Origin of the sequence: Microbacterium sp. 20-116, assembly GCF_041079415.1 — a bacterium.
Taxonomy (GTDB): Bacteria; Actinomycetota; Actinomycetes; order Actinomycetales; family Microbacteriaceae; genus Microbacterium.
This window is the reverse complement of record NZ_JBFYGP010000001.1, coordinates 319,489-336,820: the sequence shown is the minus strand read 5'-3', so window position 1 is coordinate 336,820 and position 17,332 is coordinate 319,489. Positions and strand designations below refer to the sequence as shown.

Genomic DNA, 17,332 nt, shown 5'->3' with positions numbered 1-17,332 from the left:
CATGGTCACTGACTCGATGCGTTGTCGTCCACAATCGATGGGCCTCGGCGCGCTTCGAGGACAGCACCTACTGCGGCCCGGGACGTGTCGTCCGTGTCGGGCCAGAGGTGGGCGTAGGTGCGCAGCGTGACCATCGGTGTCGCGTGGCGCATGCGTGTTTGCACGACTTTGATGTCGAGCCCGGCAGCGATGAGCAGGCTCGCGAAGTAATGACGGAGGTCCTGGATCCGGAATCCGTCCGGGAGTCCCTCTATCGTGGCGCGCGTCGTCGCCCAGACATCGTTGAGGTGCCATGCGGTGACGCCGCGGCCGAAGACACCTGGGACGATGTGAGTTTCTCCGGCGTCAGCCTTGAGCATCTCGGCAAGGTCCGCGGGGATGGGGACGACGCCGGCTGACGCCTCCGTCTTTAGTTCGGCGCCGTCGTGTTGAGCGCGCACCTCAATCGACGGGGAGTCCCAGTCGACGTCCGAACGGGTTAGGGCGGCGATTTCTCCGGGCCGGAGTCCGACGAACGCGCCGAGGAGCAGCATGTTGCGGTAGGCGCGGGGGAGGGCGTCGTACAAAGCCCACACCTGCGCGGTGGTCGCTACGTACGGGCGTTGCAACGCAGCCGGAGGGCTAGTCCGCCTCGAGATGGGGGAGCGTGGCACGACGCCGTCGTGGACAGCGTCGGTGAATACCTGGCTGAGACGGCGGTGGATGGCGTAGACGTAGGACCGGGCGTACTTCTCGGAGAGCTCGGCCATCCAGGTCTTCACGTCGGATGCGCGGATGCTCCGCAGCTGACGCGTGCCAAACTTCGCGCGGATGAGCTTGAGATGCGTGGCCGCGGATCTCACCGTGCCCGGGCGATTACCGGCGTAGCCGGCCTCCCACTTGTCCAGCCATTCCCCGACGGTCATCTTGGACGTGCGCGGATCCACCCACGTTCCCGCCTGCATCGCCGCCGTAGCGTCGTCCAGCCACGCCTGCGCGTCGCGCTTCAGCTTCGCGTGCTTCGCGTACTCCTTACCGTCTGGGCCGACGTAGCGCGCACGCCACACACCGTCAGGGCGTTGCTTTATCGACGCCATCGGCCTGCTGAATCTCTGCGTTTCTCCACATGTAAGCCGCGTCATACAGAGGACCAGGCTCACCGCCCAGTTCGCGCAGCTGATTCGCCCCCTCGCTCCATCGAGCCGCCTCGGTGCCAATCTGCTCGACCAAGAAGAGGGCGTAATTGGCACGTTCGCCCTCGACGATCTGCTCGTACAGGAGCTCACGAATCTCAGGAGACTTATGGGTGTAGCCATTGCTCAGGAGGATTGCAATTCTTTCCTCCAGTCCGCTTCCCTTCAGGACTGAGAAGAACAGGTTCGCGGCTAGAGAAGAGACCCGCGACTGAGCCTCCGTCAACTTTCCGGTCGCGTCGAGCACATCGGCGACGAAGTCCGTGGCGGGCTCGTCATGGACGTCCCAGAGAGTATCCCCGGTGCCCACGAGAGTGCGGACGGCCTCGGCTACGTCCATCTCTTGCCGCCCCACCATCACTCCGGCTCGCGGCTTCTCGATCTGGTATACCAGCGCGGCCAGAGGGACCCCAAGGGCGTCCCCGATCGCAACCAGTTCAGAAAACGTCAGGTCTGTTTTGCGATTGCGTTCGATGTTGACAATGACGGCTCGACTGATGCCCGCTCGATCTGCCAGCTCCTGCATGTTCATGCCGTTCATGAGGCGGAACTGTTTGATCCGCGCGTTCACGGTCTCACCGAGATGTGCCATACAGACACCCTAAGGGGGCTTGGTGGATATTCTTGCCACCCCCGTGCTAGTGTTCCCGGCAACGGATCCAGCCGACACGATATACACCCTCAACATGCCATATGGGCACACTAAATGGAGGACTCATGACTACCACGATTCCGAAGGTCTACTTCTGCACGGAAGTGGCAACGGAGATCCGTCGCACGGAAGCTGCCGTGCGCTGGCTCTGGTCTACCAAGGCGCTCAAATCGCGCTTGGTCGGAGGCCGCCGTGTCAGTACGGCCGAGGACATTGCCGCTTTCTTGACGGGCATCTGAAGTGACCAAAACAAAAGCCCTCCGCCCGGGTGCAACCGGGCCAGAGGGCAATAACCAAACCACCACCGAGCTAGCAGAAGGATCAGTCATGAACACCGTACCGCAGACCATCGATATCCACGACTCCCTGCGCGAGCTCTACTTCACGGATGGCGAGTTCGACATCCGCGAAGGCTACACCGGCGCTGTCGGGCTGCCCGAGGGTGACCCACACCGTGTGGACCAGGACGAGACGCGGAGCTACAAGCGTGGGAAGGACGCGTACGAGGGATTCGCCGTCGTGCGGGCATTCGATCTGCGAACCGGCGAGGAGGTCAAGGGGCCCGAGGGGTGGCTCGAGGAACAGCTCGGCGACTGGGACGCGCAGTCGTTTTGGATCCGCAGCCTGCCGAACACGTACGTCGTCAACGGTGAGCACCTGTTCGTCTCCGGTGGCGGATGGGTGATCACCGGCATGACGAACACGGGGGAACTCGAGTTCACCGCCTGGTCGAAGCTCAAAGCCGAGATTCAGGAGGAGGAGGAGGACGAGACTCGCGAGGAGTGGCTCGGCGCGAACGCGGCGAATATCGCCGCGGTACAGCCCGCCTGGGCGGACGCGAGTCTGACGTGGGTCGACCTCGTGACGGTCGACGACGACGGCGAGATCACACCCGACATGATGGAGTTCCGCCGCACAGTCGGGGGTGTGTCGATTGAGCAGTCGTGCGCGATCGACGACGGCGTGTTCTCGCTCATGGGCGAACCGGAGATCCGCATCACCACCGTTCAGGACGGTCACGACGGGTTGCCGGGAGGCGACGCCGCCCGCATTGGGGTGGACATGGTGGCTGCAGCAGCGATGCTCGGCAACTACGCAACCGTGTCCGACCTGCATAACGCGGCAGGAGCGGCGCGGTTGAACACGGGCAGCCTGCTCGAGCAGACGGGGCTCTGACTCATGGCGAGGAAGCAGCGCCCGTTCACGCGCGAGATCGGCACAGCTCTACTCTCCCTACGCAAGGCGCGCAAGATGTCGCAGGCCCGCGTCTCCGCACGGATGGGCGGGGAGGGTGTCGACATGTCACGACAGGCGATTTCCCGCATCGAGCGCGGCGAAATGGACATCACGATGGGTGCGCTCAGCGCGTTCTCCCGCGTGTATCGGGTCGACGTCCTGGATGTCTTGGCCACAGCCGAGACCGGCTGGCTCACCGTCGATGAACCCGACCGAGTGCTTGCACACATCACCGACCGCGGCGAAGACGAGTGGCTCGTCGACACCCGCGGGCTGCGCGCCCAGCGCATCCACGCGACACGAGAGCAGGCCAACCGTTGAAAACCATCACCATTCCTGACCTCGATCCGTTCGACCAGGAGAGCGCCGAGGAGTATATCCACCGCGCTGCCGACCCATTCACGGGTGAGTTCTCGGCGATTTTCGTCGAGCCTCTGGATGACCCCAGCCTGAGCCGCGGCATGGCGCGCGCGCTAGCTCTCCGCCTCCTTCACTTGGCCGGCCTATGGGACTACGAAGAAGCCGAACGGGACAACCCCGAGTTCGTGGCCAATATGGTCACCCTCGATAAGGGCGAGCCCGGATGCTCCGACCCGATCGTCATCATGGACGCCCGGAACACCGTCACCCACTCAATGAGCGCCGCGTCGGCGCGCGCAGTCGCCCGGGCGCTGAACGGACTCGCCGACCACGTCGAGGCCCAGGCACCGGCGCCCACGATGGGCGGACGCGACAACGTCATCGCCTTGCACAAGGAGGGCCGGCATTGAGCCCGATGAATGGTAGTAGCGTTCCTCGCCGGGGCCGGATGGATCGTGTCACCTGCGCGACCTGCGGCAGGACGGCCACCGCGGCCACGGTCAAGCGCGAGGGTTGGAAGCCCATCGCGCAGGGAGCACGCATCGTCGCCGCGGTCTGCGGGAAGTGCGGATCATGACCCGGTCGCGCTGGGGAACGGTCTACGCGGTGTGGTGGCCGCAGCACCGCATCCTGAAGGTTGGCATCACCACGAACGAGCGGCGCCGATTCCGGGCCCTGTGCCTCAACACGGGAGGGCAGGTCATTTACGCGCAGCGCGGCCTGCCGTACGCGGCCGAAAGAGCCGCCCTGCGCGCGTTGCGCGCCCGCTACCGCCAGGCCTTCGCCAGCGAGCAGGATGCACGTGTCCTGCTCGCTGGCGGGCGGGGGTTCACCGAGACGTTCATCATTGCGAGCGGCGACTACCACCCGCCCATGCTCGCGGTCATCAAGGAGCTAGAGGCGTATGGGCTTCGAGAAGCAGAAGCCGCTACCCACCGAGCTGTGGACCGTCGAGAGCATGATGCTGCTCGACCCGGCGGTGAAGTGGACGGCAGTGGGGTTGAGGGCGTACGCGGACGACCAGGGAAGACAAACCCGAACGGACTGGACGTTGCGTCGTGCGCTATACCCGCGCGACGAACTGTCACGGGAGGAGTTCGACTCGCACCTACTGCAGCTGGCGATCGCCGATGTGATCGTGTTGTACGAGGTGAACGGGACCGAGTACTACGCGATGGTCAGCATGCCGGCGGGCCAGCACCCGAAGCCGTCAATGTTCCCACCTCCACCCGAGAGCATCAAGACGTCATCAAGACAGCTTCAAGACGACGTCTTGGCTTGGGAGGGAGAGGGAGAGAGGGAGGGTGGGGGAGTGGGTGCGAGCGAGAGCGACGCATCAAGAAACGCTCCGTCTCCTTTCTGCCCGACACATCAACACACCCTCGGAACGGACGAGCCCTGCAAGGCCTGCGGACGTCGACGACTAGCCCTGGCGGAGTATTGGAAGCTCAACAGGGGTACGAGCGAGACCGACCCCTCGAAGGGCACCGATTGAGCCAACGCCTTGTCCATAGCCGTGGACGCTCATCGCCACGTCATCATGGCCACGACCGAGGGCGCCGCGAGAGGATCGAGGTGTCGTCATGAATGGCGTTCAGATCATCGATCGCGATGGCCGCATGCTGGTGTCGTCGGAGACGATCGCTGCGGGAGCTGGTGTTCAGCACAAGAATGTCCTCGAACTGGTCGAGAACAGTCGGGCGGACTTCGAGGATTTCGGCCCTATTGCGTTCGAGACGCGGATGGGTGTTCCTCTCCCGCAGGGCGGATTCGCTCGGTCGACGCGAATCGCGATGCTGAACGAGGAGCAAGCAACCCTGCTGATGACGTACCAGCGCAACACCGAGCAGGTACGCGGGTTCAAGAAGGCTCTAGTCCGCGCGTTCTTCGAGATGAGAAAGGCGCAGGCGGCGTCGTCCGCGCCCGTCGCGCTGACCCGGCGAGATCTCGCTCTCGCCGTCATCGCAGCTGAGGACGAAGCGGACAGGCAGCGAGAGCGCGCCGAGAGAGCGGAGAGCGTCGAGAAGGCCATCATCTCGAGTGAGGGCCTGAGCGTGCGCGAGTTCCACAAGCACTACTTCGCTGACACGTCGGAGCGGGAGTTCAACCAGGTGCTCTACACCTCGGGCTTGCTCATCAATCAGCGAGGAAAGGGCGAACCGCGACGCGACGGCTCGTTCCGTGACGGCGGTCAACACCGCCACCCCGGGCACGCCGGCAAACGCTTCTTCTACCTGGACGCCGGCATAGCGGGCAACGGCCACCGGTTCGCGCAAACCCGAGTCCGACCCGGTGAACCGGAGATCGCGCTCGTCCGCTACCTGGCAGGCCGGGGATTGAGTGCCACGCGCGCTATCGCGGACACAGCCGCTCTAGGGACGAACATCCACCGAAGCACGCGAGAGGTGTACGCATGACGACTGACCTGCTCGATGCAGTAAATACGCTGACCAAGGAGCAGCACGAGAACATCGCCCAGAAGAACGACGACGGACGCTGGTTGAAGGCGCACACGGTGACGCACCCGTGCCTGCTGCAGCGGATGCATGACACCGTGACGCCCTCCTCGAAACGGGACACGTCGTCGGCATCATCCGCGTCGACCCGTGCACCGCTCAACCTCGAATTGGCGACCTACATCGTGATCACCCGCCAATTCGGATCGACATCGCTGCTGCAGCGCACTCTGTGGGTCGGCTACCGGCGAGCCGTCGCGATCATGAACGAGTTCGAAGCGCGGGGCATCGTCGGGCCCGCCGATGGAGCGAAGCCGCGCGAGGTGCTCGTGCGAGCCGAGAGCATCAGCGTGAAGGAGATTGTTCATGGCTGAGCGCGCATGTATCCGTGGCTGCACGGTGCGGGATGTGCACTTCGCGACATGCCCGTGGTTGGGCGTCGAGGAGGGCTCGGAGCGCGCCGCGGCGATGCTCGCGGACGGTATCCGCCCGTGCTCGGGGTGCGCCCCACGCGTGGCCCGGGATGGTGTGCTGCTGTGCGAGGGCTGCTTCCGCCGCATCCGTCGCATGCTAGGGGAGTCGGCTGACCTGATCGCGCACCTCCGCTCCCTGGCTGATCCGCTGAAGGCTGCGGTCTACGACCGGGTCATGGTGTCGTCGTCGCAGCCGGATCTACCGGCCCCGGTGCCGGCGGACCTCATCGACGCGTCGGACGATTTGATGCGGATGCTGCAGGGGTGGGCGGTCGTGGTCGACCCGGCCCTCGCCGGGCGCGCGGGACTCGCGGCAGGGACGGAGACGGCGGCCGCGTTCGACGACGCCGACCTGTACATGCAGGCGATCCTGGCCGACTTCGACCACCTGGCGAACCGGGAGGAGATCACTGCCCTCGCGGATGCTGTGCTGCACCGTCACGCGGGGGAGCCGGAGTGGTGGTCGGTGGTCGACGCGCTGGGGAAGTGGCCGCTGGATGATCAGCCGCGGTGGGCGAAGAACCCGTGCCCGGAGTGCGACTGCAAGACGGTGCGTGTGCGGCCGCCGCGCCGGAAGGGTGATGCGGCGGTGTACCGGTGCACGACGTGCGAGTGGGAGTCGGACGATCGTGAGGATGACGGGTTCTGGGCGGAGGCGTTTGCCGAGCTCGTGCCCGACACGAACCCGCCCGCGCTCGTTGGCCGCGACGCGCCGGCGCCCGCTCGACCGCCACTGCCCGTCGCCGTGGCGCCCCGTACCGGGCTGAGAGCCCTCCCGCAGATCCCCCCGGTCCTCCCGCCGTCGGCGGTGTGCTCGGAGTGCTTCACGGCGCGCGCGGTGAACGGGGCGTGCGCATGTGGCTGACACAGGAGCAGGCCGCGGACCGGGCGGGGGTGACTTCCCGCACAATCCGCAACTGGGTGGCGTGGGGGGAGATCAAGCCCCGCCTGGGCCGGTTCGCGGAGGCGGACGTAGTCGCGACGGAGAAGCGGATGCGCGCGCGCCGCGGCCGCCGGCGGACCAGCTGATGCCCTGTCCGTGCAGCACCCTCTGCGGGTTCTGCGGGCTGATCGTGCACGACAACCGATGCGGGTGGCCAGTGACGCACGCCACGGCCAGAGGCGAAGAGCTCCCCAGCGGCGGCATCGCCAGGCTGGGGAGCTCGACCGTGATCACTCCTCGCCGTCGTCCCAAAAGCTGTAAGCGATCGGCGCACCCGGAGTCCAGACGATCTTCACGCCGTCTCCCTTGTCGTCGGTCAACTCGAGGACCGATGAACCCGCGCCGACGTTCGCTACCTGCTGAATCATGGCGATCGACTCGTCGATGGTGTCGGGGGGAATCCGGTATTCCTGTCCGCCAAAGTGCACCCTTGCCTGCTTTGCCATGCTGCGTCCTTCGCTCAGTCGGCCCCCAATGGCCGATCGTCACAGTATGGCGGGCCTCCGTGACGGGCAGACCGTCGAAGGCGTGCGATTGGCTTCATGTGCCGGACCCGGTGAGCCTCGCCGAGTGGCGCCGGGACCGCCTCGAGCAGGCGGCCCGGGAGGTCGAGATCGTGAAGCTGACCGGCCCCCGTTCGATCACGACGCCCTTCCAGCCCAACCGCGTCGGCATGAACGTCGACGAGGACGCCGCCGCCGCACGCCTGGCCGCCGCGCTCGAGCGCTTCGACGACGACATCGCCGCCGCCATCCTCCCCGGTGCGATCTCATACCGCCCTGCCGAGGCCACGCAAGAGCAGCGCGACGTGGCACGACGCGCCAAGGCGGCGGGGGCGTGATAGTGGCCGCGATGCTGCCCACGGTCGACGGCTTCGTGCACGGGCTGGTGCAGGTGGAGCCCGTGTTCGTCGTCCAGTGCGACGGGTGCGGGCGCGTGGCCCTCGGCGAGACCGACCCGCGCGGAAAGCGCACGACGCTGGTGATCATGTTCTGCGGCATCATCTTCGGCCACGCCGCCAGCGACAAGCGCCGCATGTGCGCACGCTGCCGCCTCGAGGCGGGGTGGGAGGACTACGACACCCGACAGTGCCGCAGCGATCGCCGCGTCTTCGACTTCTACGAGCGCCACATGATCGAGCGCGACGCGCCGCTGTTCTGAGCGTTTCCAGCGTTTCCACCTGCCGTGCTACGCTGTGCGTGCACTCGAATACTGTCCAAGCCCTGCCGATACCGGCGGGGCTTTCGTCGTTCCTGGGTGCGATCGCTTCTTGCCTGGTGCCCCGGGTGGGATCTCGTCTCATTCGCCGTATGTTCTCCGATGACTGCACGAACACGCATCGAAGGTCGAAGCTGTGAACACGTCGCTCGAGGAGAAGAGGACACGACCGAAGCCCTCGACCGCGGCGGGCCAGCGCCGATAGCCTGCAGCAATGACTGATTCTGATCGCGAGATTCACCTCTTCATGGGCACTGCCCCGGACCTGATGGACTACACGTTCCCGAAAGACAGCCTCGCCTGGGTCGCGATTAAGCGGCAGATCGATAACGCAATCGACCAGGGCAGGGGGGTAATCGCTATTCCGCTCGGCAAGGAAAAGGGGTCTGCAAACTACGTCTATAGCCCGAATCTCACAATCCGTTGGGTGGAGCGTCCCGTAGCGTCGTGATTCGGTGGTGGTGTCGCTTGCGCGGTTGGTGCTGAGTTGACGCCTGCGAGATCACTGGATCTAAATGAATGCCCTCGGTTGAGACCGGGGGCATTCGTCGTTCCTGGTCCGCTGGTTTCCCTCGGAGTTGGTGCTCTTCGCCGAGGGGCTCGTCCCGACACCACACGCTCACATCCCTTCGCCACGCCCTGCGGTGCGGCTGACGGTCCCGCCAGGATGCCCTCTATGTCGATGGGCTAGCGGGGTTCAAGCCGTCAGGCCCCCGTCGGCATCGTGCATCCGAGGAGCGGTGATGGGCGTCGGGGCGCTGTTGTCCCGTGCAGGGGTCCGCGTCGTAGCGGAACCATCGTCGACCCGGTCGGCGCCTCTGTTCGGGATCCATCGTGAAGCGCGGGCATCCGGGTGCGGGCGAGACCCCGGATGCTCGCGGCAAAGCCGAGGGGGTCGCCATGGCTGAGGGCATCGTGATGCTGCTGCTGGCCGTGGCGGTAGCCCCGCCGATCGCGTGGTGTGGTCGCGGAGTCCGAGTGTCGGGCCGGTCGTGGTTCGACATCGTGACCCACGCGCCTCGCCCCGCGAACCGTGCAGCCCGGAGGGTGCGATGAACGCTCGGGCCGAGGTGTCCACTTCTGGACAGGTGAATGACGTCGAGGACGATGACGACGACACCGTACTCCGGGGGGGGCGACTGATGGGTAGCCGCAGCATCCGCGACGGCAAGGGTCACCGCGCCTACCGGCGCGCGCAGGCTGCCCTGAGGCGCCGAACCGCGACGCAGCACCTCCCGTGTGGGCATGGCTCCACGTCGGGGTGGGGCTGTGGCGAGCAGATCGACACCACACTCCCACCCACCCACAGGCGCAGCTTCACCGCTGACCACGACGAGGCCCTAGCTAACGGCGGCAGGCTCGTCGGTCAGGTGCTGGTGCCCATGCATCGAGACTGCAACGCCCGCAAGGGCGACAATGCGACCCCCGAGGTGTGGGCCGCTACCTAGACCGCCGCGCGCGAGAGATTGCATGGACGGGCCGAGGTCTCACGGCCTGCGGAGGCCCGCCTCAGGGACCGTCGCGCGCGGCAACATACATGATCGGACTGGTGTGGTGGCTGGCTGCTGAGAACGCAGCGTAAGGCATGGCCATCGACCCGAAAGGGTCATACCCCTCGGGGTGGCAGGTTCGAATCCTGCGTGACGATCAGCAATTACGAGCATCCGAGGAGGTCACCCATGACCATCAGCCACCGCGTCGACGTGGTCATGGCGGGCGACCGCATCGAGGGGTACGAGGACGTCGCCGACTTCCTCGGCCAGGCAGACGCCATCGAGACCGTCGACGTCGCCCCCGATGCCGGCCGCCGGATCGTCATCGTCGCCCGCACGAAGGTGCTCGGTGCTGAGCTCGCCGAGGCGCGCAAGGTCACCCCTGTGGCCATCGTCACGCCTCGCTCGCCTCACGCCGCACGCGGCATTTGGGCTGACGACATCGTGTGGGCCGACGACTTGACGACTGAGGAACGCGCCAGCCTCGAGCCGCACCTGCTCCCGCTTCTCGCGACGACGCGACAGACCGAAGTGGGGGAGTGAACATGGCGGTGCACTTCGGCAACGTGCCCACGCGCATCATGGTGGGCATCGGCCACGCCGAACCGGGCGAGGTCGCACGCATTGACTTCGAACTGACGGCGAGCACCCAGGACGGCAAGACCGTCGTGCAGGGCAACTCGCGCCGCTTCCGTCGTCGTCTCGCCCTCGCCTTCCTTCGCGTTGCATGGATCGCCTGGACCGCCCGCGACGACGGGGCCGAGGACGACCGATGATCACGCGCTTCCTGGTGCGTCGACGCGACGCCGCTGGTGGCGCCTGGTGGCAGGCCGTCGCCCGAGTGCCCATGCGCCGGTACGACCCGAAGCAGGAAGCTCGCGCACGACGCGCTGAGCGCCGCGTAGCCGCCTGGGACGCCCTTCTGACTACCTGGGTCGACCTGACCCGCCCCAACCGCTGACAGCCCGCCAGGGCGGCCCGGATAAAATCCAGGGTCGCCCTGGCACTGCCCACCTCCCGCGCGGTCCTGGCGCATCTCTCTCCACGCGAAACGGACCAGATGGGTCGATTTCGCCAGGAGGTGGAGGAGATGCCGAAGGCTGAGGCTCCGTGCGGCACCTACACCGCCTTCCTGCGCCACCGTCGGCGTGGAGAGCCGATCGACGACGCGTGCGATGCGGCCCGTGAGCAGCGAAACGCTGAGCGTCGCGCTTCTCGGGCACCGGCGCGGGTGTCGTTCACCCCGGATGCCCCGGATTCATTGGGTCTCGGGGATCGAGGGCGCGCGTTCTATGACGCGCTCACCGGGGGCATTGAGGTGCCTGCGGAGCGTCTCGCGCTCATCGTTGAGGCGGCTCGAATGGCTGATCGTCTCGAGCAGATCAATGACGTCATTGCGGGTAAGGGTGTGCTGAAACTGATGCACTTCCGGGTGCCGGGCGTTCTCGACCCGGCGAGTGGTGTGATTCGGGTCGAGATGAGCGTCGATCACGTCATGGGCGAGGCGCGTCAGTTGCAGCTCGCGTTCGAGCGGATCGCTCGCAGCGTGTTCAAGGACGTCGACGCGCTGCGGGAGAAGAGCGGCGGGGAAGGTGGGGGGCTCGATGAGTTCTTCGGCGCTCCCAACGTTGTCGGGATCTCAACGGCCACGGCTCGAAAGCCGGCCTGAAGCTGTTGGGTCACATGGCGCGCACGTTCTGCGGTTCCTGCAGGCGTGCGGGCTGACGCTCGACGAGTGGCAGGCGTACGTCATCGGTGGCCTGTTCGATGTAGGGCCTGATCAGACGTGGGCGGCGACTGAGTTCGGCGCTCTCATCAGCAGGCAGAACGGTAAGGGGGAAATCCTCGTCGGATACGACCTGGCACACCTGTTCCTGTTCCCGCGGCCTGATAACCGTCGGAAGACGATCCTCCACACCGCGCACGAGATGAAGACCGCGATCGACGGGTTCCAGCGTCTCGTCGGCGTGATCGAGGCCAACCCCAAGCTGATGGCGCGCGTGGCGAACATCTACACCGCCAACGGGCAGGAGGGCGTCGTCCTGAAGAAGCGTCCCCGGCAGCTGCTCGCCGATCGCATCCGCTTCATCGCCCGGTCAAAGAGCTCGGGGCGTGGATTCACCGCCGACGTGCTGGTGTACGACGAGGCACAGGAGTTGAGTCTGCAGGCGCAGCGCGCGTTGACCTACACGCAGTCTCAGGTGCAGAACCGGCAGGAGCTCTTCACCGGCACCGTGCCCGAGGAGGGCGTCAACGACGGTGAAGTGTGGCAGGGCGTCCGCGATCGTGGACGATCTGGTCGCGGCAAGCGCACCGGGTGGATGGAGTGGACGCCGGAAGGGTCTGAGGATCCGAAGCGGGTCGATGACATCGACCTGGGGGACCCGCAGGTGTGGGCCGACTCGAACCCCAGCCTCGGCATCCGCATGCCAACGCAGTCGGTCATCGACCAGTACGAACGCGCGATGGAGACCGACCCGGACGGGTTTGCCCGTGAGCGTCTGTCGATCTGGCCGAACCCAAGACCGGTAGAAGCGGTCTCGCTTTCCGATCTCGACCTTGAGGTGTGGAGTCGTCACACTCATCCGGACGCGGCTGTGGAGGGCGACGGCATTGTGCTCGCGCTCGCGCTGACGCGTGGGGGCGGCGCGGCCACGATTGGTAAGGCCGTCCGCATCGACGACGACAGCATCGCCGTCGAGCACCATCACTCCGCGGCCGGCACGATGTGGATCGCTCCGATGCTGAAGCAGATGAAGACAGAGCTCGGAAACCCGACGCTCGTGCTGGACTCCAAGAACGCCGCGCCTGTACTCTCCGCCCTCGACGCGGCCAAGATCAAGTACCTCGTCATGAACCTCGACGAGATCGCCGCCGCGCACGCGCTGTTCATCGAGTGGGTGAACGCCGGAATGGTCCCGCACCGCGACCAGGCCGAGGTGACGAAGTCCCTCGAGTTCGCGACCACCCGCAACATCGGGCGCTCCGGCATGACGTGGGAGCAGTCCGACCCGACGAAGCCCGTGACGATCGCGCAAGCCGTCACGTGGGCGCTGTGGGGCGTACTCAAGTCCGAGGCGACACCGAAGAAGCAGATGCCCGCCGCGCCGGCACCACGCGTCGTGAAGCGCACCGACAGCGGATACCGCGACGAGGTTGACCTCGCCACGTTCCAGTTCTAGAAGGAGGTCCGCCTTGGCCGAGCTCGGATATCAGGCGGACACCGGAGTCGTCACGTGGGGCACCCTCATCAGCTGGGTAGCCGAGCGCAACCCGGATCTCGCGTGGCCCAACTCGATCGACGTGTTCGACCGCATGCGCCGCGAAGACCCGCAGGTGAAGTCGGTGCTTCGGGCGGTCACTCTTCCGATCATGCGCACCGACTGGGTCATCGACGGCGCCGGATGCCGGCCAGAGGTGGTCGAGCACGTCGCCCGCGACCTCGGACTGCCCATCAAGGGCAAGCCGTTTGTCGCCCCGCGCCGCCGCAAGGACCGGTTCTCGTTCAAAGACTTCCTGCGTCTCTCGCTGCTCGAGCTGGTCTACGGGCACAGCGTCTTCGAGCAGGTCTACTCGATCGACAGCGACGGCAGCACGCACCTACGCAAGCTCGCGTGGCGACCACCGCGCACCATCTCGAAGTTCGACGTCGCGAAGGACGGCGGGCTGAACGCGGTCGAGCAGTACGGCACCGCAGGCGGAGCCGACATCCGCATCCCCGTCGACCGTCTCGTGGTGTTCGTCAACGAACGCGAGGGCGCCAACTGGGTCGGCGAGTCGTTGCTGCGCGCGGCCTACAAGATGTTCGTGCTCAAGGATCGCGTGCTGCGCATCCAGGCGCTCACCGCCGAGCGAAACGGGCTGGGGTTGCCGGTTGTCACGACCGCGCAGCCGCCAGAAAGCGCCGAGTTCGCCGAGGCGACCGAGTGGCTCGACAAGCAGATCGAGAACGCCGAGGAGATCGCGAGGCAGGCTCGCAGCGGTGATGCCGCAGGCGTGGGGCTACCACATGGCGCCACGATGCAGTTCGTCGGCGTCACCGGGAAGCTGCCCGACACGGACCAGTTCATTCGGTACTACGACGAGCAGATCGCTCGCGCGGTCCTGGCGAACTTCCTCAACCTCGGCGGCAACAACTCCAAGGGTTCGTACGCGCTGAGCGATGTGCTCGGGTCGTTCTTCACGGACTCGCTGAACACCATCGCTGAGCAGGTCGCCGACATCGTCGACCAGCACGTCATCGAAGACCTCGTTGACCTGAATTACGGCAGCGAAGAGCCCGCACCACGGCTTGTGCCTGGGCCCATCGGTGAGCGGCAGCAGATCACCGCCGAGGTCATCAAGGCGCTCGTGGACTGCAAGGCACTCATCGTCGATGAGCCGTTGCGCGCGTTCGTCCGCGACCGGTGGGGGATTCCCATCGAAGACCTCACCACTGCAGAACAGCCCGCCGAGGAGGCAGCATGAAGCACAACCGGTACTGGGGTAGCGTGCCGCGTCCGCAGTCGAAGGCCGAGTTCTTCAACGCGGTCGCCGCAGAACGCGCGGACGGCGGCGGGACTGTGGCCACCATCCGCATGTACGGGCCGATCGACTCGTGGGGTGGATGGTGGGGCATCTCGACGAAGGACATCGGCAAGGTGCTCGATGCCCTTCCCGACAGCGTCGACCAGATCATCCTCCGCATCAACTCGCCGGGTGGCGAGGTGTCCGAGGGCATGGCGATTCTGAACATGCTGCGGGCGCACAAGGCAAAAGTCACCGCCGTGGTTGATGGTCGTGCGTGCTCTGCCGCGTCGTTCATCGCTGCGGGGTGCGACGAGTCGGTCATGTCACCCGGGACGCTGCAGATGATCCACTCGCCCTGGGGATTCGCGATCGGCAACGCCCGCGACATGCAGAAGGCCGCGTCCGTCCTGAATGTGCACGAGGCATCGCTCATCGAGGTCTACACCGCCAAAGCGGGCGAGAAGGACTGGCCCGCGCTGCTGGCGGACGAAACGTGGCTGACCGGACCTCAGGCGGTCGAGCTCGGACTCGCTGATCGTGTCGCAGTCATCCCCGACGCCGGAGAAGCGGAAACGGCTGGGTCCGAGCCCGTGATCATCACGGTCGACCCGGAAGAAGACGACGACTTTGACGACATCGACGACGCTGCTTCGCCGCTGATTGCGGCACGTGTCGCCGCGTCCCTGAAACTCCCGAGCTCGTCCGAGCCGGGTGACCCCAACCAGAAGGAGGCGCTCGCGATGAGCGACACCATCAAGGCTGGACTGATCGAACGGCTCGGCGTGAAGGACGCCGACATCTCGGACGAGGCGCTGCTCGCAGCGGTCGACGAGGCGCTCGATGAGCAGGCCGACACCGAGGACGCTCCCGCCGTCGCGACGCTGCCCAAGGGCTTCGTGGCCGTCGACGAGAACGTCTGGGCCGAGACCCAGGCCAACGCCCGCCAGGGCGCCGAGGCGCGCGCACAGCAGGAAAAGGACCGCCGCGACGGCATCGTCGCAGCGGCGCTGCGCACCGGGCAGATCAGCACCGCCTCTGCCTCGGCGATCCGCGAGCAGCTCGACACCGACGAGAAGGGCACCGTCGCGTTCCTCGCGACCGTTCCGAAGAACAGCGTCCCCGTCGAGCCGGTCGGCGTCTCCGACACGCTCACCAGCACGGACGACGCGCTCTACAGCGCCATGTACGGCGCGACCGAAAAGGAGGCCTGAGATGGCTGACTACCTGCCCAAGTTCAAGCCCGGCCAGGCGGTGACCTTCACCGCGTCGGCCGATGTCATCGGCGGTCGCCTGGTCGCCATCACGGGCAACCGCACCGTCGGACCGGCTGGCGCCGACTCGGCCGCCGTCGTCGGCGTCGCCGGGCTCGACGCCAAGACGGGCGAGCGCGTCACCGTGTTCACCCGAGCCGGTTCTGTGCACCGCCTCACCGCCAGCGGCCCCATCGTCGCCGGTGTGAAGGTCTCGTCGGCCGCGGCCGGCAAGATCCAGACGATCGGCTCGACCACCAACCCCGTCGGCCTCGCGCTCGAGGCCGCCGCCGCCACCGACGACGTCATCGACGTCCTGTTCATCTGAGGGGAGTCCAGATGTCGTACACCTACCCGGTGGCGCACCCCACGGGGACGCTCACCACGGAGCAGCTGCACCTGTTCCTGTCCAACCGGAGCCTCATCGCTCGCCGCGTCGCGGACATCACCAAGATGCGGTTCATCGCCGACTACCTCCTGCAGGGTCGCCTCGACGCGACCGGCGGCGGCATCTTCTACGAGACCGGCGAGCCCGTGTTCTCGTCCGAGGATCCCGAGGCGATCTCGCCCCTCGGTGAGTACCCCCTCGTCGTGCTCGACGACGGCACCGTGGTGTCGGCGAAGACCGACAAGTGGGGCCTCGACACGATGGTGTCCGACGAGAAGATCGCCCGCCAGGGTCGCGTCTACGTCGACCGCGGCATCCTCCGCGTTGCTAACACCATCGTGCGGTTCGTCGACTCCGTCGCCATGGCCGTCATCCAGTCGAAGGTGTCCAGCACCTACACCTCGGACACGTGGGACACCGCCGGCGCGGCCGTCGAGGCCATCCTCTCCATCCAGGGTGAGCGCGCCGACCTGGGACTGGGGCTCGAGCTCGACACGGTCGTGCTTCGCCCCACCCAGTACGCCAAGGTCATCCGTCTTCTGATCGACGACAAGGCGCTGCCCCGCGAGTCCGGTCAGACGGCCATCCAGGGCAACCTGCCGGTCGACGCTCTCGGTGTGACGTGGGCGACCACGCCGCACTTCCAGGGAGCGAACCCGCTGCTCGTCGACCGCGACAACCTCGGCGGCATGGCCGACGAGAAGCTCGGCGGACCCGGCTACGCCTCGGCCGGCAATGTCGGCGTCGAGACCAAGTCGATCCGTGACGACGACGCCGAGGGCTACAAGCTGCGCGGCCGCCGCGTCACGGTGCCCGTGGTGCTCGAGCCGCTCGCCGGTGTCCAGCTGACGGGAACGGGTCTCTGATGGCCGGACAGCAGGCTCCTCAGACGGAGGAGCAGAAGGCCGCAGCAGCGAAGGCTGCCGCCGAGAAGGCGGCGAAGGAGCAAGCCGAAGCCGCTTCGGCCGCCGAAGAAGCTGAAGCCGCGCGTGCGGCCGAGGCCGAGAAGGCGACCGAAGGGTTGCAGGTCATCGGGCCCGTGGCGGTTCTGCCGCTGAAATCGGGCGGCGAGCGGTACGTGTACCGCGGCACCCCGGTGAACACCAAGGAGTTCACCTCCGAGGGAATCGAGCACGCCAAGGCCATCGGCCTGGTCGGCACCTCCAAGAAGTAAGCGAGACA

25 protein-coding genes are annotated in these 17,332 nt (G+C 66.4%); 21 read left to right on the top strand and 4 right to left on the bottom strand.

The genetic code is table 11. The features are described from left to right. Window positions 1–5: 5 nt before the first annotated feature. Window positions 6–1,076, bottom strand: coding sequence for a tyrosine-type recombinase/integrase (locus AB6V29_RS01585; RefSeq protein ID WP_369356674.1), 1,071 nt, complete (start codon window positions 1,074–1,076; stop codon window positions 6–8). Then, a complete protein-coding gene (locus AB6V29_RS01580) occupies window positions 1,051–1,764 on the bottom strand; it encodes a helix-turn-helix domain-containing protein (protein ID WP_369356672.1) in 714 nt (237 codons plus the stop codon). The genes AB6V29_RS01585 and AB6V29_RS01580 overlap by 26 nt, the downstream gene beginning before the upstream one ends. Before the next feature lie 125 nt (window positions 1,765–1,889). Here AB6V29_RS01580 and AB6V29_RS01575 point away from each other — a divergent pair, with 125 nt between their 5' ends. The 8 genes from AB6V29_RS01575 (at window position 1,890) to AB6V29_RS01540 (ending at window position 7,214) form a co-directional block, all read left to right on the top strand. Further along, window positions 1,890–2,063 (top strand): hypothetical protein, encoded by a 174-nt coding sequence (locus AB6V29_RS01575; protein WP_369356670.1) that lies wholly within the window; start codon window positions 1,890–1,892, stop codon window positions 2,061–2,063. Between the two features lies 1 nt (window position 2,064). After that, window positions 2,065–3,000, top strand: coding sequence for a hypothetical protein (locus AB6V29_RS01570; RefSeq protein ID WP_369356669.1), 936 nt, complete (start codon window positions 2,065–2,067; stop codon window positions 2,998–3,000). 3 nt (window positions 3,001–3,003) lie between these two features. After that, a complete protein-coding gene (locus AB6V29_RS01565) occupies window positions 3,004–3,381 on the top strand; it encodes a helix-turn-helix domain-containing protein (RefSeq protein ID WP_369356667.1) in 378 nt (125 codons plus the stop codon). Beyond that, window positions 3,378–3,830, top strand: coding sequence for a hypothetical protein (locus tag AB6V29_RS01560; protein ID WP_369356666.1), 453 nt, complete (start codon window positions 3,378–3,380; stop codon window positions 3,828–3,830). Before AB6V29_RS01565 ends, AB6V29_RS01560 begins: the two co-directional genes overlap by 4 nt. A gap of 494 nt (window positions 3,831–4,324) precedes the next feature. Further along, window positions 4,325–4,915 (top strand): hypothetical protein, encoded by a 591-nt coding sequence (locus AB6V29_RS01555; RefSeq protein ID WP_369356665.1) that lies wholly within the window; start codon window positions 4,325–4,327, stop codon window positions 4,913–4,915. Between the two features lie 88 nt (window positions 4,916–5,003). Then, window positions 5,004–5,837: a Rha family transcriptional regulator gene (locus tag AB6V29_RS01550; RefSeq protein ID WP_369356663.1), complete on the top strand. Its 834-nt coding sequence runs from the start codon at window positions 5,004–5,006 to the stop codon at window positions 5,835–5,837. Then, window positions 5,834–6,250 (top strand): DNA translocase FtsK, encoded by a 417-nt coding sequence (locus AB6V29_RS01545; RefSeq protein WP_369356662.1) that lies wholly within the window; start codon window positions 5,834–5,836, stop codon window positions 6,248–6,250. The genes AB6V29_RS01550 and AB6V29_RS01545 overlap by 4 nt, the downstream gene beginning before the upstream one ends. Beyond that, entirely contained in the window at window positions 6,243–7,214 is a 972-nt protein-coding gene (locus tag AB6V29_RS01540; RefSeq protein ID WP_369356661.1) for a hypothetical protein, read from the top strand. Before AB6V29_RS01545 ends, AB6V29_RS01540 begins: the two co-directional genes overlap by 8 nt. A 308-nt stretch (window positions 7,215–7,522) precedes the next feature. On the opposite strand, the gene AB6V29_RS01535 is transcribed toward AB6V29_RS01540, so the two are convergent. Continuing rightward, the gene (locus tag AB6V29_RS01535) at window positions 7,523–7,738 is read right to left on the bottom strand and encodes a hypothetical protein (RefSeq protein WP_369356659.1); all 216 of its coding nucleotides are present in this window, start codon (window positions 7,736–7,738) and stop codon (window positions 7,523–7,525) included. Window positions 7,739–7,848: 110 nt separating this feature from the next. Here AB6V29_RS01535 and AB6V29_RS01530 point away from each other — a divergent pair, with 110 nt between their 5' ends. The 7 genes from AB6V29_RS01530 to AB6V29_RS01500 all read left to right on the top strand — a co-directional run bounded on the left by AB6V29_RS01530 (window position 7,849) and on the right by AB6V29_RS01500 (window position 11,672). Continuing rightward, entirely contained in the window at window positions 7,849–8,133 is a 285-nt protein-coding gene (locus AB6V29_RS01530; protein WP_369356658.1) for a hypothetical protein, read from the top strand. A gap of 11 nt (window positions 8,134–8,144) precedes the next feature. Next, window positions 8,145–8,453 carry a hypothetical protein gene (locus AB6V29_RS01525; protein ID WP_369356656.1) on the top strand — a complete coding sequence of 103 codons (309 nt, stop codon included), beginning with the start codon at window positions 8,145–8,147 and terminating at the stop codon, window positions 8,451–8,453. Between the two features lie 271 nt (window positions 8,454–8,724). Beyond that, complete coding sequence (locus tag AB6V29_RS01520) at window positions 8,725–8,961, top strand: hypothetical protein (protein ID WP_369356655.1); 237 nt, start codon at window positions 8,725–8,727, stop codon at window positions 8,959–8,961. Window positions 8,962–10,189: 1,228 nt separating this feature from the next. After that, on the top strand, window positions 10,190–10,546 hold the full coding sequence (locus AB6V29_RS01515) for a hypothetical protein (protein WP_369356654.1): 357 nt from the start codon (window positions 10,190–10,192) through the stop codon (window positions 10,544–10,546). Window positions 10,547–10,548: 2 nt separating this feature from the next. After that, the gene (locus AB6V29_RS01510) at window positions 10,549–10,779 is read left to right on the top strand and encodes a hypothetical protein (protein WP_369356652.1); all 231 of its coding nucleotides are present in this window, start codon (window positions 10,549–10,551) and stop codon (window positions 10,777–10,779) included. Next, window positions 10,776–10,964 (top strand): hypothetical protein, encoded by a 189-nt coding sequence (locus AB6V29_RS01505; protein ID WP_369356651.1) that lies wholly within the window; start codon window positions 10,776–10,778, stop codon window positions 10,962–10,964. Before AB6V29_RS01510 ends, AB6V29_RS01505 begins: the two co-directional genes overlap by 4 nt. A gap of 129 nt (window positions 10,965–11,093) precedes the next feature. After that, window positions 11,094–11,672, top strand: coding sequence for a hypothetical protein (locus AB6V29_RS01500; protein ID WP_369356650.1), 579 nt, complete (start codon window positions 11,094–11,096; stop codon window positions 11,670–11,672). A 10-nt stretch (window positions 11,673–11,682) separates the two neighbouring features. Here the strand turns inward: AB6V29_RS01500 and AB6V29_RS01495 are convergent, their stop codons facing one another. Next, window positions 11,683–11,919: a hypothetical protein gene (locus tag AB6V29_RS01495; RefSeq protein WP_369356649.1), complete on the bottom strand. Its 237-nt coding sequence runs from the start codon at window positions 11,917–11,919 to the stop codon at window positions 11,683–11,685. A gap of 12 nt (window positions 11,920–11,931) precedes the next feature. Here AB6V29_RS01495 and AB6V29_RS01490 point away from each other — a divergent pair, with 12 nt between their 5' ends. The 6 genes from AB6V29_RS01490 to AB6V29_RS01465 are packed head-to-tail and all read left to right on the top strand — an operon-like array spanning window position 11,932 to window position 17,324. After that, complete coding sequence (locus AB6V29_RS01490) at window positions 11,932–13,185, top strand: hypothetical protein (RefSeq protein ID WP_369356647.1); 1,254 nt, start codon at window positions 11,932–11,934, stop codon at window positions 13,183–13,185. 13 nt (window positions 13,186–13,198) lie between these two features. Then, complete coding sequence (locus AB6V29_RS01485; protein WP_369356646.1) at window positions 13,199–14,470, top strand: hypothetical protein; 1,272 nt, start codon at window positions 13,199–13,201, stop codon at window positions 14,468–14,470. After that, window positions 14,467–15,723: a head maturation protease, ClpP-related gene (locus AB6V29_RS01480; RefSeq protein ID WP_369356645.1), complete on the top strand. Its 1,257-nt coding sequence runs from the start codon at window positions 14,467–14,469 to the stop codon at window positions 15,721–15,723. The genes AB6V29_RS01485 and AB6V29_RS01480 overlap by 4 nt, the downstream gene beginning before the upstream one ends. Before the next feature lies 1 nt (window position 15,724). Continuing rightward, on the top strand, window positions 15,725–16,090 hold the full coding sequence (locus AB6V29_RS01475; protein ID WP_369356644.1) for a DUF2190 family protein: 366 nt from the start codon (window positions 15,725–15,727) through the stop codon (window positions 16,088–16,090). An 11-nt stretch (window positions 16,091–16,101) separates the two neighbouring features. Next, window positions 16,102–17,016 carry a hypothetical protein gene (locus AB6V29_RS01470; RefSeq protein WP_369356643.1) on the top strand — a complete coding sequence of 305 codons (915 nt, stop codon included), beginning with the start codon at window positions 16,102–16,104 and terminating at the stop codon, window positions 17,014–17,016. After that, entirely contained in the window at window positions 17,016–17,324 is a 309-nt protein-coding gene (locus AB6V29_RS01465; RefSeq protein ID WP_369356641.1) for a hypothetical protein, read from the top strand. Before AB6V29_RS01470 ends, AB6V29_RS01465 begins: the two co-directional genes overlap by 1 nt. The last annotated feature ends 8 nt before the right edge of the window (window positions 17,325–17,332 follow it).

What these genes read in the sequence shown, in the direction of transcription:
- AB6V29_RS01585 (WP_369356674.1), bottom strand. Translation starts at nt 1,076, where the DNA reads ATGGCGTCGATAAAGCAACGCCCTGACGGTGTGTGGCGTGCGCGCTAC.
- AB6V29_RS01580 (WP_369356672.1), bottom strand. Translation starts at nt 1,764, where the DNA reads ATGGCACATCTCGGTGAGACCGTGAACGCGCGGATCAAACAGTTCCGC.
- AB6V29_RS01575 (WP_369356670.1), top strand. Translation starts at nt 1,890, where the DNA reads ATGACTACCACGATTCCGAAGGTCTACTTCTGCACGGAAGTGGCAACG.
- AB6V29_RS01565 (WP_369356667.1), top strand. Translation starts at nt 3,004, where the DNA reads ATGGCGAGGAAGCAGCGCCCGTTCACGCGCGAGATCGGCACAGCTCTA.
- AB6V29_RS01555 (WP_369356665.1), top strand. Translation starts at nt 4,325, where the DNA reads ATGGGCTTCGAGAAGCAGAAGCCGCTACCCACCGAGCTGTGGACCGTC.
- AB6V29_RS01550 (WP_369356663.1), top strand. Translation starts at nt 5,004, where the DNA reads ATGAATGGCGTTCAGATCATCGATCGCGATGGCCGCATGCTGGTGTCG.
- AB6V29_RS01545 (WP_369356662.1), top strand. Translation starts at nt 5,834, where the DNA reads ATGACGACTGACCTGCTCGATGCAGTAAATACGCTGACCAAGGAGCAG.
- AB6V29_RS01540 (WP_369356661.1), top strand. Translation starts at nt 6,243, where the DNA reads ATGGCTGAGCGCGCATGTATCCGTGGCTGCACGGTGCGGGATGTGCAC.
- AB6V29_RS01535 (WP_369356659.1), bottom strand. Translation starts at nt 7,738, where the DNA reads ATGGCAAAGCAGGCAAGGGTGCACTTTGGCGGACAGGAATACCGGATT.
- AB6V29_RS01525 (WP_369356656.1), top strand. Translation starts at nt 8,145, where the DNA reads ATGCTGCCCACGGTCGACGGCTTCGTGCACGGGCTGGTGCAGGTGGAG.
- AB6V29_RS01520 (WP_369356655.1), top strand. Translation starts at nt 8,725, where the DNA reads ATGACTGATTCTGATCGCGAGATTCACCTCTTCATGGGCACTGCCCCG.
- AB6V29_RS01515 (WP_369356654.1), top strand. Translation starts at nt 10,190, where the DNA reads ATGACCATCAGCCACCGCGTCGACGTGGTCATGGCGGGCGACCGCATC.
- AB6V29_RS01510 (WP_369356652.1), top strand. Translation starts at nt 10,549, where the DNA reads ATGGCGGTGCACTTCGGCAACGTGCCCACGCGCATCATGGTGGGCATC.
- AB6V29_RS01505 (WP_369356651.1), top strand. Translation starts at nt 10,776, where the DNA reads ATGATCACGCGCTTCCTGGTGCGTCGACGCGACGCCGCTGGTGGCGCC.
- AB6V29_RS01500 (WP_369356650.1), top strand. Translation starts at nt 11,094, where the DNA reads ATGCCGAAGGCTGAGGCTCCGTGCGGCACCTACACCGCCTTCCTGCGC.
- AB6V29_RS01490 (WP_369356647.1), top strand. Translation starts at nt 11,932, where the DNA reads ATGAAGACCGCGATCGACGGGTTCCAGCGTCTCGTCGGCGTGATCGAG.
- AB6V29_RS01480 (WP_369356645.1), top strand. Translation starts at nt 14,467, where the DNA reads ATGAAGCACAACCGGTACTGGGGTAGCGTGCCGCGTCCGCAGTCGAAG.
- AB6V29_RS01475 (WP_369356644.1), top strand. Translation starts at nt 15,725, where the DNA reads ATGGCTGACTACCTGCCCAAGTTCAAGCCCGGCCAGGCGGTGACCTTC.
- AB6V29_RS01470 (WP_369356643.1), top strand. Translation starts at nt 16,102, where the DNA reads ATGTCGTACACCTACCCGGTGGCGCACCCCACGGGGACGCTCACCACG.
- AB6V29_RS01465 (WP_369356641.1), top strand. Translation starts at nt 17,016, where the DNA reads ATGGCCGGACAGCAGGCTCCTCAGACGGAGGAGCAGAAGGCCGCAGCA.